This window comes from Streptomyces sp. NPDC002324 (assembly GCF_053593335.1).
Genome location: NZ_JBSFCF010000020.1, coordinates 67615 through 82913, shown reverse-complemented (window position 1 = coordinate 82913; position 15299 = coordinate 67615). Strand labels below are relative to the sequence as shown.

Genomic DNA, 15299 nt, shown 5'->3' with positions numbered 1-15299 from the left:
GGCGTGTGCCTCCTCCGGGGAACTCCTGTTCACGCGGTGGTGGTTGTCGTCACGGGACGATCTGCAGCAGACGGTTCGGGGAACCGGTTCCCGGGCCGGTGACCTTGCCGGTGACGGCTCCGGCGGTCAGGGCCGAGGCGACCTGGGCCGGGGTGGCCGAGGTGTGACCGGCCAGGTAGACCGCGGCCGCGCCCGCGACGTGCGGGGTGGCCATCGAGGTGCCCGAGATGGTGTTCGTCGCGGTGTCGCTGGTGTACCAGCCGGCCGTGATCGACGAACCGGGGGCGAAGATGTCCAGGACCGAGCCGTAGTTGGAGTAGCTGGCCCGGGCGTCCGTGCTGGTGGTGGCGCCGACCGTGATCGCCGAGGCGACGCGGGCCGGGGAGTACGAGGAGGCGTTGGCGCTGCTGTTGCCCGCCGCGACCGCGTAGGTCACTCCGCTGGCTATGGAGTTCGCCACGGCCGTGTCGAGCGCGGTGGAGGCGCCGCCGCCGAGCGACATGTTGGCGACCGAGGGTCCGCTGTGGTTCGCGGTCACCCAGTCGATGCCCGCCACGACACCCGCCGTGGTGCCCGAGCCGGCGTTGTCCAGCACGCGCACCGCCACGATCTTCGCCTGCTTGGCGATGCCGTAGGTCGAGCCCGCGATGGTGGACGCCACGTGCGTGCCGTGGCCGTTGCCGTCCTGCGCCACGTTGTCGCCGGAGACCGCGTCGTAGCCGTTGAACGCCCGGCCGCCGAACTGGGAGTGCGAGATGCGCACGCCGGTGTCGATGACGTAAGCGGTCACGCCGCTGCCCGCGGTGTCCGGGTAGGTGTACGTGCCGGAGAGCGGCAGCGACGCCTGGTCGGAGCGGTCCAGGCCCCAGGGGGCGTTGGACTGCGTGGCGTCGGCGGTGAAGACCTGGTTCTGCTCCACGGAGGCGATCGCCGGGTCGGCCGCCAGTTGTCTGGCCTCGGCGGCGGACAGCTCGGCCGCGTAGCCGTTGAGCGCGGACTTGAAGGTCCGCTTCACCGAGCCGCCGTACTCCTCGACCAGGTCCTTGCCCGCGCTCGACGCGGCCTTGAGGCCCGCGCTCTTCTTGAGCGTGACGATGTAACTGCCCTTGATCGCGGTGGGGGAGCCGGCCGCGAGCACCTTGCCCTCGGCCGGGGCGGCCTGGGCGGGGAGCGCGGTCAGGCCGCCGAGCAGGGCGGCGGTCGCCATGGTGGTGACGGCGGCGACACGGATGTTCTTGATACGCAGATGTGCCATTACGAGGTGTTCCTCCTCATAGGCGGCGCACGCCTGGGTGGGGCGCGCGTCTGTGGGGGGTGCGTGCGGGATCGCACTCACGGCCGGGGAGCGTCGCGTTCCGCTCGCGGCTGATAAGCAGATTGGGTGATCTACGGGCGTAGCTCAAGGGAGTTGACGTGTTGTCATGTTTCTGTCACATGAGCGAAATCGAACAGGGGTGGAACGCGGTGGGTGTGTTCCGTTGGGGGCGGGAAAGTATTGACATGAACACTTCCGATCAACCCGCGTAGTTGGTACGACGGTTGAGGCAGAGATCCTGCTATAGGGAGGTTCCATGAGACGTTCCCGACTTGCGGCATACATGACCTCACTCCTGCTCGCCGTCGGCGTCGCCCTCACCGGGGCCACGACGGCCGAGGCGTCCCAACAGGCCGCCGCCACCGGCTATGTGGCGCTCGGCGACTCCTACTCCTCGGGCGTCGGCGCCGGTAGCTACATCTCCTCCAGCGGCGACTGCAAGCGCAGCACGAAGGCCTACCCGTACCTCTGGGCGGCCGCCAACTCACCCTCGTCCTTCGACTTCACGGCCTGCTCGGGCGCCCGAACGGGTGATGTTCTGGCGCGTCAGCTGGGACCGCTCGGCACGGGCACGGGGCTGGTCTCGGTGAGCGTCGGCGGCAACGACGCCGGCTTCGCCGACGTCATGACCACGTGCGTCCTGCAGTCCGACAGCTCCTGCGTCTCGCGCATCAACACGGCCAAGGCGTACGTCGACTCCACGCTCCCCGGCCAACTCGACAAGGTCTACTCGGCGATCAGCGCGAAGGCACCGGCCGCCCATGTGGTGGTGCTCGGCTACCCCCGCTTCTACCAGCTCGGCGGCACCTGCCCCGGCCTCTCCCAGGCCAAGCGGTCCGCCATCAACAACGCGGCCGACCATCTGAACACCGCGATCGCCAAACGCGCCGCCGACCACGGCTTCACCTTCGGCGACGTCCGTCCGACGTTCACCGGGCACGAACTGTGCTCGGGCAGCGCGTGGCTGCACAGCCTCAACCTGCTGAACACGGGCGAGTCCTACCACCCGAAGGCCGCCGGACAGTCCGGCGGCTATCTCCCGGTCCTCAGGAACGCGGCCTGACGGCTCCGTAGGGAGCCACCCCGGTGAGGACCCCGGCCTCGTCGTCGTAGTCGGCGTCGGAGTCGCTGTACTCGCCGGGGTTCTCCTGGTCGTCGCCGGGGGAGGTCCCGCCCGTGGTCGGGGCCTCCGTCTCGCACGTCACCGAGAACCCGACCGCGTTGGACTTCTTGCTCACCGGTCCCCGGACCTCGACGCTGATCTCGTCCGTGTGACTGCCGTTCGTCGAGACCACGACCTGGTCCCGCTTGGTCTTCTCGCCGCCGGCGGAGAAGGACAGCGTCTTCCAGCCGGTGTCGTCGATCTGCCCGTTCTTCGCCACCCAGCGGTACTGGACATCCACGGGGACGCTGCCCACGGTGAACGTCGCGGTGAAGTTGGGCACCTGGTCGTCCGGCGGCGGACAGGCGCCGGAGTAGTCGGTGTTCGCGCCCGTCACCGTCACGTCGACCGACTGCGCGGGCGGCTTGGTGGTCGGCTTCTCCTCGGGTGTCCCGGAGGGGGTCTCGCTGTCGTCCTCCGTGGCGCCGCCGCCGGGTTCCTCCTCGCCCGTACCGCCGTCGGCCGTCCCGCCGTCGGTCCCGCCCACCGTGCCCGCGCCGTTGGTGGGATTGTTGTCCTTACCGCCGTCGTCACGGTTGACCAGGGCGTACGTCAGCCCCGCGACGGCGAGGGCGATCGCCGCGATACCGGCGACCAGGAAGACGAGGGCACGGCGGTTGCGGTCCCGCCCGCCGGCCGGCACCGGGGAGGGGTGCGTCGCGGCGGCCGGGACGGGGCGCGGCGGAGTCGGCGCGCCGTACTGGTTCGTGCCCCGCCCCGCGCCCGCGGCGGGGAAGGCGGCCACCGTCGGGTCGTACGACGCCGACGCGAGCGTGTCGGAGCGCGGGGTGCCCGTGCCGGAGGGCGTACCTCCGGCGCCGACGATCCGCAGGTCCCGCTCGGCCTGTTCGGCGGGGAGCCGGTCGGCCGGGTCCTTGCGCAGCAGCCCCTCGATCACCGGGGTCAGCGGACCGGCCCGGTGCGGCGGCGGAAGCTCCTCGTCGACGACCGCGCGCAAGGTGCTCAGCGGGGTGTTCTGCCGGAAGGGGGAGTTGCCCTCGACGGCCGCGTACAGCAGCACGCCGAGCGACCACAGGTCCGACTCGGGGCCGAAGGCCCGGCCGAGGGCGCGCTCGGGGGCGAGGAACTCGGGGGAGCCGATGACCTCGCCGGTCATGGTCAGCGCGGAGCTGCCCTCGACCGTCGCGATACCGAAGTCGGTGAGGACGACCCGGCCGTCGTTGGACATCAGCACGTTCGCCGGCTTCACGTCCCGGTGCAGCACCCCGGCCTCGTGCGCGGCGCGCAGCGCGGACAGCACCTCGGCGCCGATGTGCGCGGCGCGCTGGGGGTCGATCGGGCCCTCGGCGTCCAGGAGGTCGGCGAGCGACACACCGCGCACCAGCTCCATCACGATCCACGGGCGGCCGTCCTCCATGGCCACGTCGTACACGGTGACGACATTGCGGTTGGCGACCCGCGCGGCCGCCCACGCCTCCCGCTCCAGCCGGGCGTACATCCGCTCGACGTCGGACACCGGGATCCCGCCCGGCGCCTTCACCTCCTTGACGGCGACCTCGCGGTGCAGCACCTCGTCACGGGCCCGCCACACGGTCCCCATGCCGCCTTCGCCCAGCGGGGTCAGCAGCCGGTACCGGCCCGCGATCACCCGTTCACTGCCCGGTTCTTCGGACACGGCCATCCCCCGTCACTCGCATCCGCCTGAAATCTCCACTCCGTGCGATTTCCCCACAAAAGTAGCTCAGCCGAGTGCGGATGTTGCCCCCCTGAACACCAAACCAGCCCCCAGGGCGACAACCAACAGGGCCGACATCAACGGCACGGTCCTGCGCACCAGCGCGGCCGTCGGCCCGCCGAGCCGGCCCTCGCCCCGGTCCATCACCCGCGTCACCCAGCCGCCCGCCTTCACGACGGCGTACCCGGCCGCCGTCAACGTGAGCGCCAGCCCGATGCCGTACGCCACCACGAGCAGCAGCCCGAACCACGCCTTGCCCAGCGCCGCCGCGCCGACCAGGACGACCACGGCCGACGGGCTCGGCACCATGCCGCCCGCGAAGCCGAGCAGGATCGTGCCGCGCAGGGTGGGGGCGGTGGGGTGCGTGTGGGTGAAGCCGCCGTGGGTGTGCGTGACGCCGCCGCCGAAGAGGGAGCGCTTCTGGTCGGGGGCGTGGTGGTGGTCGTGCTCGTGGTCGTGGCTGTGCGGGTGGTCGTGGTCGTGCCGGTGACCGTGACCGTGGTCGTGCTTGTGGTCGTCACCGTGCCGGTGGTCGTGGGTGTGGGTCGCGACCGACGCGTGGGTGTGCGCGCGGGTCTCGCCGTGCGCGCGGGTGGGGGAGGGGCTGGCCTGGGCGAGGACCAGTTCACGGGCGGGTTCGGGCGCGGGCGCGTGGTCGTGTGTGTGGGAGTGGCCGTCGCCGTGGCTGTGGGAGTGACCGTGGTCGTGGTCGTGGTGGTGCTCATGACCGTGATCGTGACGGTGGTCGTGCGGGTGACTGTGGTCGTCGTCGTGGTCGTGCGTGTGGCCCTGGTCGTGGGCCTTCGCGTGCGTGAGTGTCAGTTTGCGGTTCAGCCAGGCACGTCGTGCGAGCGTCAGCCCCGCGCCCATCACGAACAGGCCGCTCGCGATGCCCAGCCAGGTGATGACGGACGGGGCGGCGGCGGAGCCGGCGAGGACGAGGAGGCCGAGGGCGACCACGCCCAGGGTGTGGGTGACCGTCACGGACGCGGCCATGGGCAGCACGTCGCGCATCCGGGCCCGGTCGCGGGCGGCGGCCGTCGCGGCCATCAGGGTCTTGCCGTGACCCGGGCCGAGCGCGTGCATGGCCCCCAGGAACATGGCGATGCCGAAGGCCAGGGCGCCGAAGCCGAGGGTGAGGTCGTGGCTGGAGACCAGGTCGTCGAGGGCCCTGGTCCAGCGGTCGGCGCCCCGCGGCAGAATCGAGGCGCCGGGCGCGTCGCTCCGCTGCTCGGCCAGCGCCGGGCCGCCCGGCTCGACCTGGAGGGACGCCGTCGCCGTGTCCTCCGGCGACTGCAGCAACTCCTCGGGGTAGCTCGTGAGCCGCTTCGAGACCGACTCCTCGGGCACGTCCGACCCGGCCAGGGTCGTCCGGTCGCCCTGGGCGGTCACCTCACGCCAGCCGGGCCCCGAGTCGACGGCCGCGTGGAAGCGTACGTCGGCGGCCCGGTCGGGCAGGGCGGCCGTCAGCCGGCACTCCACGCGCAGCGTCTTCAGCCCCGCCTGGCCCGGCCGTTCCTCGGCCCGGCTCGACCCGAGCGCCACCTCGACGGCGCTCCCGTCGACCGTGACCTCACTGCCCTCGGCGGCCTTCTCGCACCGATCCCGGGCCCAGTCGCCCACGCCCTGCCGCTCGATGGCGGGCGCGGCCTGGGTGGCCGGGATCTCCGCCAGGTCCTCGACATGGAGGATCCTCAGCTGCCCGGGGGCGGCGACCAGACCGTCGTACCGGTTGACGGTGAAGTTGCCCAGCGGGTGCGCGCTCGCCGTCCCGGTGGGGACCAGGACGAGTGCGCAGGCGGCCAGGAACACGGCCGTGCCGGAGGCGAACGCGCGCCGGGGAGTGCTCACTTGGCGGTCTCCAGAGACTTCAGGGTCGTACGGGCCCGTGCCGCGCCGAGCGGCGAGAAACCGGCGTTGAGGTCGAGCGCCCCCTTCAGCGAGGCCCTCGCCTTCTTCTTGTCGCCGGCCGCGTTCTCGACCATGCCCCGGTGGTACAGGAAGGTCGCGTCCCGGTAGCCGGTGGCGGTGGCGCGGCGGGCGTACGGCAGGGCCTCGTCGTCGCGGCCGTTGACGTGCAGCGCCCAGGCGAGGGCGTCCGCCGTGTGGACCGTCTCCCGGCGCTTCCACTCGGCCTCGGCGGCCTTGAGCGCGGCCTTGCGGTCACCGTGGTCGGCGGCGGCGAGCGCGGTGTCGAGGTCGGCGTTGACGCCGTAGGACCGGGCGATGGCGGTGTAGGCGTCCACCAGCGCGTACTGGTCGCGGGCCTTGGCCTTGTCGCCCTTGGCCTCGTACAGCTCGCCGAGCACGACGAGCGGTCCGGGCAGCGGATAGGAGGCCACGACCTGCTCCAGGCCGCGGATCGCCTCCGCGCGGTCGCCGCTCGCGGCCTGGGCGCGGGCGCGGCCCTCCAGCGCGGGGAGGTAGGTGTCGTCGGCGCCGAGGGCGCGCGCGTAGTGGGTGAGCGCGGTCTTGTAGTCGCCCTGCCGCCAGGCGAGTTGGCCGAGCTGGGTGGCCACGTAGGCGATGTCGCCCCGCGTGGCCGCCGACCTCAGGGCCATGTTCAGGACACGGCGGGCGGTCTTCACGTCGCCGCGCAGCTCGTGGACGTAGGCGTACCGCGTGAACACCGGGATGCCGGGGCGGCGGCTGTCGGCGAGCTTCACCGCCTTCGACGCGTCGTCGTAGCGGCCGAGTTCGACCAGGGCGTCGACGCGGCTGCACAACGCTCGTTCGCTGTAGGGGTTCTCCTCGAGTGCCCGGTCCGCGTACCGCAGCGCGTCGCCGAACTCGTGGCGGGCGGCGGCGAGGGCGGCGAGGCCCGCGAGCGCCGGGTCGTTGTCCGGCCGCAGCTTCAGCGAGCGCCGCAGGGCCTTCTCGGCCTGCGGGTAGCGCGAGGAGTCGCCCTTGACCCGGGCCTGCTCGACATAGGCGAGGCCGAGCGTGGACCAGGAGCCGAAGTCCTTGGGCTGCTGCCGGAGATGGGCCTGGAGCAGCTTGACCCCCGTGTCGAGGTCGCCGTGGGCGAGCTGGGCCGCCGAGACTCCCTGGGAGGTGGAGGCCGCCACCGTCGTCCGGTCGTCGTCCCTGGCCCCGAGCGCCACGGCGAACCCGGTGAACGCGACGGCCAGCGCGGCCGCGCACGCGGTGAGCCGCACCAGCCGGCGCCGCCCGGACTCGGAGGCGGGCCGACGGCCGTCGGCCCCGGTTACGGACTCGGGCTCGGCCGCGGGTACGGGCTCGGGTTCGGCCGCGGGTACGGGCTCGGGTTCGGACCCGGTTTTCGACGCGGGCTCGGCCGCGGTGACGTCGGACGAGGCGGTGTCGTCCTCGCAGGCGGGGGCGGGGGCGGGGGCGGGGGCGGGGGCGGGGGCGGGGCCGGCCTGGTCGCGCTCGGCGGCCTCGGTCGCGGGAGTCCCCTCGCCGGGACGCCGGCGTCCGTCCTGCGACGCGCTGTCGTTCGTACGCGGGGACATGCCCTCTCCTCAACATCCTTGCCGAGCGCGATGGTGGTGATCGTGGGGCGCGGCCCGCGCCGTGGGGGATGGATACGGGCGGGCCGCGCCGGTCTCGGTGACCGGGCCCGATGGGGGAGGGCCCGGTCGGGGCGGCCTAGTAGTAGGCGCGGTCGTTCCGACGGCGCCACCACAGCAGGCCACCGCCGATGAGCAGGACACCGGCCGCGCCGGCGCCGGCCGATGCGGCGATCAGCGTGGTGTCGTCGGTGCCGCTCTCGACGCCGGTGCCGATCGCGCTGCGGACGCTGTTCGTGGTGTTGCCCTTGACGGTCTTGCCACGCGAACCGGCCGTCGGCAGACCGACGTACGGGAAGTACTTGCCGAACTTCTTGTCGTTCTTGTTCACCGCGTCACCCAGGTCGTTGGGCGCGTCGACGAGTTCGCCCTCGACGACCTGCAGCGCGATGTCGAGCACGTCGTCGGTGAGCCGGCGGCCGTTCGGGAAGCCCTGGTTGTCGCCGTCCAGCACACCGAGCCGCTTCGGCTTCTTGGTGGGCTCGATGGAGGTGTTGAGGCGCAGCTGCTCCGACGGGGTCACGTGCGGCGGCTGGTTGAGGCCCTCGACGCCCTTGAGGAAGACGTCGACGAGGTCGTTGCGCGGCTCCTTCGGCGCCGGGATCTTGTAGATCGCCTCGATGAGCTTGGGCAGCTCCGGCTCGGTGACGTTCTTCAGGAACTGGGCGTCGTCCGCCGGTGAGGACGCGTTGAACTTGTCCTTGTCCCCGATGGGGTTGACGACCTCGTTCACCAGCGGCATGCCGAGGCGCGACACCTGGCGGTACTGGCCGTCGGCGCCCGCACGCTGGGTCGTGGACCAGATACCGACGATCGGCTGGTCCTTGGACTGCACGAGCGCCTCGCTCGGGACCTGGAGCGCGATCGAGTTGACGTTGTAGCCCTTGAGCGTGTCCCGCCCGACCTCGGAGAGGTCACCGCCGTACAGCAGGTCGAAGACGCGCAGGTCCAGGAAGAACGGGTCGTCGGCCTGACCGGCGTACGTCGTCACCCCGCTCGCCGTCTTGTAGACCGCCTCGTCGCGCAGCTTCTTGAAGTTCGGCATCGACGCCTTGCCGACGTTCGACGGGGCCACCCACACATCGTCCGCGAGCTGCGTCTTGGAGACCGCGCGGCGGTTCTTCAGCTTGATGAGCTCGATGTCGTAGGTCTGCGTGATGTTGAGGTCCGGGTCGTCGAGGCTCTCCACGACGCCCGTGTTGTACAGGAAGGTCTTGTCGTTCTTCGTCTTCGTGTCGAACGTGTACCGGAAGATCAGGTCTTCCTGCGCGTCGCCGTCCTGGTCGACGCGGATGTCGTACTGCGCGTCCTCGGAGAAGGTGAAGAAGTTCGGTCCGCCCGCGGGCTCCTCGAAGGGGATCCAGTTCGCGATGACCGTGGTCGTGTCCGGCTTGTCCGGGCTGACGAAGGCGTAGACATCGGTGTTGTCGAACTGGGGGTCCCCCGAGATCAGCGGGGCCTCCCGGTGGCTGGAGGCGGAGGCCGCCCCCGGCTCCAGCACGGTCACGCCGGCGGCGGCGAGCCCGCCGGCGGCCAGCGAAGCACAGATGAGGGACGCGACGCTCCTGCGTCCCGAGCCGCTCCTGGAAGTAGGTGTCATGCCGTCCGTCCTCTGTCCCAACTTGCCTGACGAACGCCATTCGGAGCGGTCGGCAGGGTGGATTGGTCGAATCCCAAACGTTCTTACGGCGCGTTTGAGAGGTTGACTCAGCGGAGAGCACGATTCGTTGATCCGATGTTCGGATCGGTCGACCGAAGACCCGCGTTTCGGGCAGCCTGATCCGTAACCCCATCCGGAGGTGGGTCTGTTGCGAATGCCTTACGCGCGGGGATGGCCGTGCTCGGCCGGAGACGAGGGGGAGCGTGTGGAGGCGGACAAGCTTCTGGTCCGGGTGGCCGGAGGCGATCAACGGGCGTTCGAGGAGCTGTACGCGGTGGTGTCCGGCCCGGTCTTCGGACTGGTGCGCCGGGTCGTACGCGACCCCGCGCAGTCGGAGGAGGTGGCTCAGGAGGTGCTGCTCGAACTCTGGCGTTCCGCGGGCCGCTTCGATCCGGCCCGGGGCAGCGCCCTGTCCTGGATACTCACCCTCGCGCACCGGCGCGCGGTGGACCGGGTGCGCAGCGCCCGCGCCGCCACCGAGCGCGAACAGCGTGAGGGACGCCGCTACCACCACCCGGCCTTCGACCAGGTCGCCGAGGAGGTCGAGGCCGGCCTCGAACGCCAGTGGGTGCGCCACTGCCTGGACAAGCTGACCACCCTCCAGCGCGAGTCCGTCACCCTCGCCTACTACGACGGCTATACCTACCGTGAAGTGGCCGAGCGGCTCTCCTGCCCCCTCGGCACGGTCAAGACCCGTATGCGCGACGGACTCACACGGCTGCGCGAATGCCTGGGAGGAGTCGCATGAGCGCCCTGATCCACCGCGTGGAACCCGGGGGTCCACGCGCTCGCGCGCCCCGCGGGGCGTGTGCGCCGGCGGGAGGCGTGGCATGAGCCTCTTCCGCCGCGAGGACCTCCACTCGCTCGCCGCTCCCTACGCGCTCGACGCCCTGGAACCCGACGAGCGGCGCCGGTTCGAGAAGCACCTGGAGGGCTGCGACCGCTGTCCCGCCGAGGTGCGGGCCCTGTCCGAGGACGCCGTCCGCCTCGCCTGGTCGACGGCCGCCCCGGCGCCGGCGGCGATGCGCGACCGGGTCTTCGCCGCCGTACGCGACACGCCCCAGGAAAACCGTTCCTGGAGCGCCCAGCCCTCGCGGCAGCAGCATCTGCCGCGGCATGTGTGGGGCACCGAGCCGCCGCCGAAGTCGCGCGCCCGTGCGCCCCGTCTGCGCTCTTGGCTCGTTCCGCTGGCCACCGTCACGGCCGCCGCCGCACTCGTGGTGGCGTCCCTCTTCGCCGTCCAGGCCGACCGCACCCGGGACGAACTGGCCGCCGAACGGACACGGGCCAGTGAGATCGCCCACGTTCTCGCCGCACCGGACGCGCGAGCGAGCAACGACCGGGACACGGAGGGTCATGTGATCGGAGTGATCGCTTCCGCCGAGGAGGGGAGCGCGATCGTGACCCTCAGCGGATTCGAGGACCTCCCGAAGAACCGGGTGCACCAGCTCTGGCTCATGCGCCCCGACGTGCAACCACGCTCCCTGGGTCTCTTCGACGGCGACACGCCCTTGGTCGCCGACGGAATGAACACCGACGCGACGTCACTCGCGGTGACCGTCGAACCCGACGGCGGCTCAGCACAGCCCACCGGCCAGCCAGTTGTCCAACTCGCCCTGGAATCGGTCGGATTCGGAGAGTAGTCAACAACCCCCTTGCGGGGTAGAGGAATAGCGGGCCCGTGATTCCCGAGTGCTCCAACGGGGCGATATGGTTACGCTGCCCGGGCCGGGTGGACTCGTACGGGTGGGGAGTGACATGGAACAGATAGCAGTACGCAGGGCGCGAGTCCCTGCGATCACGTGCGGGAGCACCGCGACCAGTTCGCGGCTCGACCGCCATCTCTCGGTGCTGAGCGGCCCCGCCGTGCCGCAGCGCGAGGCGGCCGAGGCGACCTCGCTGATGCGCGAGATAACGTCACGTTCCCCGCAGGAGCGCAGCAGCCGCAAGGACACGCGCCTCGGCCGGGTCTCGCTGTTCGCACCCCTGAAGAGGCTGCGCCGCTCGCTGTTCGGCGGCCGCTAGCCGCTAGCCGCATCAAGGCACCAGGGCATCAAGGGCTTCCGCAGGAGGCCCGCGTTTCAGGCGACCACACCGTCCCGGCGCAGCGCTGCGATCTCCTCGTCCGTCATCCCCGCGGCACGGAGCAGCGAACCGGTGTGCTCCCCGAGCGCGGGCACCGCTCCCATCCGCGCCTCGTCCCCGCCGGGCAGCGTGATGGGCGGCAGCAGCGTCCTGAGCGGCCCCACCGGTGATTCCACTTCCCGCCACCGGTCCCGCGCCGCCAACTGCGGATGCTCCGCCACCTCCGTGACGTCCCTCAGCCGCGCACAGGCGATCCCCGCCGCCTCCAGCCGTTCCAGCGCCGCGTCGGTGCCCAGCATCCCGAGCGCCGACGCGACCAGCTCGTCGGTCCGCTCCCGGCGCTCGACCCGGGCGGGGTTCGTCGCGAACGCCGGATCGTCCGCCAACTCCGGCCGCCCCAGTACCTGTTCGGCGAGCCGTCGCCACTCCCGGTCGTTCTGCACCGACAGCAGCACCCGTCCGCCGTCCGCCGTCGCGTAGGCGTCGTACGGCGCGATCACCGCGTGCCCGAGCCCCGTGCGCGCCGGCGCGGTCCCGCCGTGCAACGTGTGGTGCAGCGGGTGCCCCATCCACTCGGCCAGCGCCTCCAGCATCGACACCTCCACCGGCCCGCCCCGCCCGGTCGTGCCCCGCCGCACCAGCGCCGCCAGCACCCCCGAGAACGCGTACATCCCGGCGGCGATGTCCGCCGCCGGGATGCCGGCCTTCACCGGCTGCTCCGGCGTCCCCGTGACCGACACCAGACCGGCCTCGCACTGCACGAGCATGTCGTACGCCCGCTTGTCCGCGTACGGTCCCGACGCCCCGTAGCCCGAGATGTCCACCGCGATCAGCCGGGGGTGCGCGGCGCACAGCGTGGCCGCGTCCAGGCCGAGCCGGGCCGCCGCGCCGTGCGCGAGGTTCTGCACGAACACGTCCGCGTCCGCCACCAGCCGCGTGACGACGGCCAGGCCGCGCGGGTCCTTCAGGTCCAGCGCCAGGGACTCCTTGCCCCGGTTGCACCACACGAAGTGCGAGGCCAGGCCCCGGGCCGCCGTGTCGTAGCCGCGGGCGAAGTCACCGCCGTCCACCCGCTCGACCTTGATCACGCGTGCGCCCAGGTCGGCGAGCTGCCGGGTGGCGAAGGGCGCGGCGACGGCCTGCTCGACGGCGACGACGGTGACGCCGTCCAGGGGCAGCGGTTCGCCGGTGCGGGGGAGTGGACGCATGCCGTGGATCATGTCCCCGCCGGGACGCCGTTGTCATCAGGGCGTGCCGAGCGTCACGTGCCCCGGCGTCCGCCCCCGCTCACACCCCGGTTCCGGTCCGCCCTCCACGGGAGACGGCGGTCACCGGGGCCCCGCGGCGTAGGTGCGGACCGCGAGCGGCACGAACACCGCGAGCAGGACGGCGCACCACAGCAGCGACCCGGCGACGGGATGGGCCACCGGCCAGGCGGCGCCCTCGGGGACGGGCGCGTTGCCGAAGAGGTCGCGCAGGGCCGTGGCGAGCGCGCTGATCGGATTCCACTCGGCGGCCGTGCGCAGCCAGCCGGGCAGGCCCTCCGCCGGGATGTACGCGTTGGACAGCAGAGGCAGCAGGAACGTCGCGCCGCCCAGCTGTCCCGCCGCCTCCTCGTTGCGGGTCAGCAGGCCCAGGTAGATGCCCGTCCACACGGCCGCGAACCGGAACAGCAGCAACAGCCCGAACGCGCCGGCCGCCTCCGGCGCGCCCCCTTCGACGCGCCAGCCCACCGCGAGCCCGACCAGCAGGAACAGCACCGCTCCCGCGGCCGTGACGAGCACGTCCGCCAGCGCCTGCCCGAGCGGCACGGCCGCCCGGCTCATCGGCAGGGCGCGGAAGCGGTCCATCACGCCCCGGTGCGTGTCCCGCGCGGCCTCGAACATGCCGGTCATGATCCCGCCGGCGGCCGTCGCCACCAGCAGACCGGGCACCAGGAACCGCCGGTACTCCTCGCCCGGTACCGCGAGGGCGCTGCCGAAGACGTACCCGAAGAACAGCAGCATCGACACGGGCATGGTCTGCGTCAGGATCAGCAGTCCGGGGTTGTTCCGCAGCCGTCGCAGCTGCCGGCCCAGCATCGCCGTGCCGTCGTACGCCAACGCGCTCATGCCGCAGGCTCCTTGAGGTCGGAGAGGTCCGGGCCGGTGCCCCCGGTGAGGCGGAGGAACACGTCGTCGAGGGTCGGCGGGCGCAGGCTGGCGTCGAGCAACGGCACGCCCGCCGCGTCGAGTTCGCGCACCAGCCGGGGGAGGGTGAGCGTCGGGTCGAGGGTGACCGCGCCGACCGCGTGCCGCTCGTCGTCGAACGAGGGCCGCGCGCCGGTCAGTCGGTCGAGGACGGCCGCGGCCCCGGTCATCGCGTCCGCGTGGGCGACGACGGCCTCCGCGTAGGAGCCGATGAGCGCCTTGAGCTCGGGCGGTGAGCCGCTGTGCGCGATCCGGCCCCGGTCCATCAGCACGATCCGGTCGGCGAGCTGGTCGGCCTCCTCCAGATACTGCGTGGTCAGCAGCACGGTCGTCCCGTCCTCCTTCAGAGCGCGCACGGCGTCCCGGATCTGGTTGCGGCTGACCGGGTCCAGCCCGGTGGTGGGCTCGTCGAGGAAGAGCACCGCCGGGCGCCGGATCAGGCTGGCGGCCAGATCGAGCCGGCGGCGCATGCCGCCCGAGTAGGTGGAGGCGGGCCGGTCGGCGGCCTCGGTCAGTCCGAAGCGGTCGAGGAGTTCGCCCGCGCGGCCAGCCGTGTCGCGGACGTGGTGCAGCCGCGCGAACAGCCGCAGGTTCTGGCGCCCGGTCAGATCGCCGTCCACCGACGCGTACTGCCCCGTCACGCCGATCGCCCGCCGGACCGCGCCCGGCTCCCGCAGCAGGTCGTGACCCGCGATCCGCGCCGAGCCCGCGTCCGGCCGCAGCAGCGTCGCCAACAGCCGTACGGCCGTCGTCTTGCCCGCCCCGTTCGGGCCGAGCATCCCGACCACCGTGCCCTGCGCGACGGCCAGATCGAGCCCGCGCACGGCGTGGACGTCTCCGAAACGCTTCTCCAGACCCTCACTAAGTACAGCGTACGTAGTTGTCATGGGTCGACCATAGCGCACTACGTACGCTGTACGTAACTACGATGGTGATCGAGGTGATGACCGATGGCTGGCCGAGCGGCCGAACCCGCAGTGATCTGGGCGCGTCCCGAGCGCACCGGCCGGGGCCCCAGGCCCGCGTTCAGTCGCGCGGACATCGCGGCGGTGGCCGTGCGGCTCGCCGACGCGGGGGGTCTCGACGCGGTCTCCATGCGGCACGTCGCGGCCGAGCTGGGCTGCGGCACCATGTCGCTGTACAACTACGTGCCCCGCAAGGAGGACCTGTACGAACTGATGGTCGACGCGGTCGCCGGGGAGCACGAGCTGTGGGAACCCGGCGAGGACTGGCGGGCCGAGCTGCGACGGGTGGCGTACCAGACGCGTGACCTGCTGCGCCGCCACCCGTGGATGCCTCGGCTCATGTCGCCGGTCTACGGGTTCAGCCCCCACGCGATGCGCTACCTGGAGCACTGCCTCGCCTGCATGGATCCGCTCGACGCGCCCTACGGGTCCAAGATGCAGCTCCTGGGCATGCTGAACGGCTGCGTGACGACCTATGTGGCCAACGAGCTGGCGACGGCCGAGCGGGTGCGGTCACTGCCCTGGTCGGAGGGGCGCGAGAACGAGGTCCGGATCGCGTATCTCGGGGCGCAGATCGCGAGCGGGGCCTATCCCCGGCTGGCCGCTGCCTTCATGGAGGACGCGGGGCCGATCGATCTGGAAGCCGTGTTCGAGTGGATGGTGGGAAGGGTGCTGGACTCGTTCGCGCCGTAGC

General features: G+C 72.1%; 13 protein-coding genes. 5 read left to right on the top strand and 8 right to left on the bottom strand.

All coding sequences use genetic code 11. The features are described 5' to 3' along the window. Positions 1 to 49 precede the first annotated feature (49 nt). Positions 50 to 1255, bottom strand: a complete 1206-nt coding sequence (locus tag ACWCRJ_RS24995; RefSeq protein ID WP_450941372.1) for a S8 family peptidase — start codon at positions 1253 to 1255, stop codon at positions 50 to 52. Positions 1256 to 1571: 316 nt separating this feature from the next. Between ACWCRJ_RS24995 and ACWCRJ_RS24990 the strand changes: the two genes are divergently transcribed. Further along, positions 1572 to 2378 (top strand): SGNH/GDSL hydrolase family protein, encoded by an 807-nt coding sequence (locus ACWCRJ_RS24990; RefSeq protein WP_450941371.1) that lies wholly within the window; start codon positions 1572 to 1574, stop codon positions 2376 to 2378. Here the strand turns inward: ACWCRJ_RS24990 and ACWCRJ_RS24985 are convergent. The 4 genes from ACWCRJ_RS24985 to ACWCRJ_RS24970 form a co-directional block, all read right to left on the bottom strand. Next, on the bottom strand, positions 2362 to 4119 hold the full coding sequence (locus tag ACWCRJ_RS24985; RefSeq protein ID WP_450941370.1) for a protein kinase domain-containing protein: 1758 nt from the start codon (positions 4117 to 4119) through the stop codon (positions 2362 to 2364). The genes ACWCRJ_RS24990 and ACWCRJ_RS24985 overlap by 17 nt on opposite strands. A gap of 60 nt (positions 4120 to 4179) precedes the next feature. Further along, positions 4180 to 6024 (bottom strand): HoxN/HupN/NixA family nickel/cobalt transporter, encoded by a 1845-nt coding sequence (locus ACWCRJ_RS24980; RefSeq protein ID WP_450941369.1) that lies wholly within the window; start codon positions 6022 to 6024, stop codon positions 4180 to 4182. After that, entirely contained in the window at positions 6021 to 7649 is a 1629-nt protein-coding gene (locus ACWCRJ_RS24975) for a tetratricopeptide repeat protein (protein ID WP_450941368.1), read from the bottom strand. Before ACWCRJ_RS24975 ends, ACWCRJ_RS24980 begins: the two co-directional genes overlap by 4 nt. Before the next feature lie 136 nt (positions 7650 to 7785). Then, positions 7786 to 9306: a DUF4331 domain-containing protein gene (locus tag ACWCRJ_RS24970; RefSeq protein WP_450941367.1), complete on the bottom strand. Its 1521-nt coding sequence runs from the start codon at positions 9304 to 9306 to the stop codon at positions 7786 to 7788. Between the two features lie 265 nt (positions 9307 to 9571). Between ACWCRJ_RS24970 and ACWCRJ_RS24965 the strand changes: the two genes are divergently transcribed. The 3 genes from ACWCRJ_RS24965 to ACWCRJ_RS24955 all read left to right on the top strand — a co-directional run bounded on the left by ACWCRJ_RS24965 (position 9572) and on the right by ACWCRJ_RS24955 (position 11391). Then, positions 9572 to 10114: a sigma-70 family RNA polymerase sigma factor gene (locus tag ACWCRJ_RS24965; protein WP_005485063.1), complete on the top strand. Its 543-nt coding sequence runs from the start codon at positions 9572 to 9574 to the stop codon at positions 10112 to 10114. Positions 10115 to 10196: 82 nt separating this feature from the next. After that, entirely contained in the window at positions 10197 to 11009 is an 813-nt protein-coding gene (locus ACWCRJ_RS24960; RefSeq protein WP_450941366.1) for an anti-sigma factor, read from the top strand. A gap of 115 nt (positions 11010 to 11124) precedes the next feature. Then, on the top strand, positions 11125 to 11391 hold the full coding sequence (locus tag ACWCRJ_RS24955; protein ID WP_450941365.1) for a hypothetical protein: 267 nt from the start codon (positions 11125 to 11127) through the stop codon (positions 11389 to 11391). Between the two features lie 56 nt (positions 11392 to 11447). Here ACWCRJ_RS24955 and ACWCRJ_RS24950 read toward each other — a convergent pair whose 3' ends face one another. The 3 genes from ACWCRJ_RS24950 to ACWCRJ_RS24940 form a co-directional block, all read right to left on the bottom strand. Then, positions 11448 to 12671, bottom strand: coding sequence for a CaiB/BaiF CoA transferase family protein (locus ACWCRJ_RS24950; RefSeq protein WP_450941364.1), 1224 nt, complete (start codon positions 12669 to 12671; stop codon positions 11448 to 11450). Between the two features lie 108 nt (positions 12672 to 12779). Continuing rightward, positions 12780 to 13562, bottom strand: coding sequence for an ABC transporter permease (locus tag ACWCRJ_RS24945; protein WP_334657798.1), 783 nt, complete (start codon positions 13560 to 13562; stop codon positions 12780 to 12782). Next, a complete protein-coding gene (locus tag ACWCRJ_RS24940; protein ID WP_450941363.1) occupies positions 13559 to 14527 on the bottom strand; it encodes an ATP-binding cassette domain-containing protein in 969 nt (322 codons plus the stop codon). Before ACWCRJ_RS24940 ends, ACWCRJ_RS24945 begins: the two co-directional genes overlap by 4 nt. Before the next feature lie 63 nt (positions 14528 to 14590). Here ACWCRJ_RS24940 and ACWCRJ_RS24935 point away from each other — a divergent pair, with 63 nt between their 5' ends. Then, entirely contained in the window at positions 14591 to 15298 is a 708-nt protein-coding gene (locus ACWCRJ_RS24935; protein WP_450941362.1) for a TetR/AcrR family transcriptional regulator, read from the top strand. Position 15299: the final 1 nt, after the last annotated feature.

Excerpts from the sequence above, each read along its gene's own strand:
- ACWCRJ_RS24995 (WP_450941372.1), bottom strand. The coding sequence starts at position 1,255 with ATGGCACATCTGCGTATCAAGAACATCCGTGTCGCCGCCGTCACCACC.
- ACWCRJ_RS24990 (WP_450941371.1), top strand. The coding sequence starts at position 1,572 with ATGAGACGTTCCCGACTTGCGGCATACATGACCTCACTCCTGCTCGCC.
- ACWCRJ_RS24985 (WP_450941370.1), bottom strand. The coding sequence starts at position 4,119 with ATGGCCGTGTCCGAAGAACCGGGCAGTGAACGGGTGATCGCGGGCCGG.
- ACWCRJ_RS24975 (WP_450941368.1), bottom strand. The coding sequence starts at position 7,649 with ATGTCCCCGCGTACGAACGACAGCGCGTCGCAGGACGGACGCCGGCGT.
- ACWCRJ_RS24970 (WP_450941367.1), bottom strand. The coding sequence starts at position 9,306 with ATGACACCTACTTCCAGGAGCGGCTCGGGACGCAGGAGCGTCGCGTCC.
- ACWCRJ_RS24960 (WP_450941366.1), top strand. The coding sequence starts at position 10,197 with ATGAGCCTCTTCCGCCGCGAGGACCTCCACTCGCTCGCCGCTCCCTAC.
- ACWCRJ_RS24955 (WP_450941365.1), top strand. The coding sequence starts at position 11,125 with ATGGAACAGATAGCAGTACGCAGGGCGCGAGTCCCTGCGATCACGTGC.
- ACWCRJ_RS24950 (WP_450941364.1), bottom strand. The coding sequence starts at position 12,671 with ATGATCCACGGCATGCGTCCACTCCCCCGCACCGGCGAACCGCTGCCC.
- ACWCRJ_RS24945 (WP_334657798.1), bottom strand. The coding sequence starts at position 13,562 with ATGAGCGCGTTGGCGTACGACGGCACGGCGATGCTGGGCCGGCAGCTG.
- ACWCRJ_RS24940 (WP_450941363.1), bottom strand. The coding sequence starts at position 14,527 with ATGACAACTACGTACGCTGTACTTAGTGAGGGTCTGGAGAAGCGTTTC.
- ACWCRJ_RS24935 (WP_450941362.1), top strand. The coding sequence starts at position 14,591 with ATGGCTGGCCGAGCGGCCGAACCCGCAGTGATCTGGGCGCGTCCCGAG.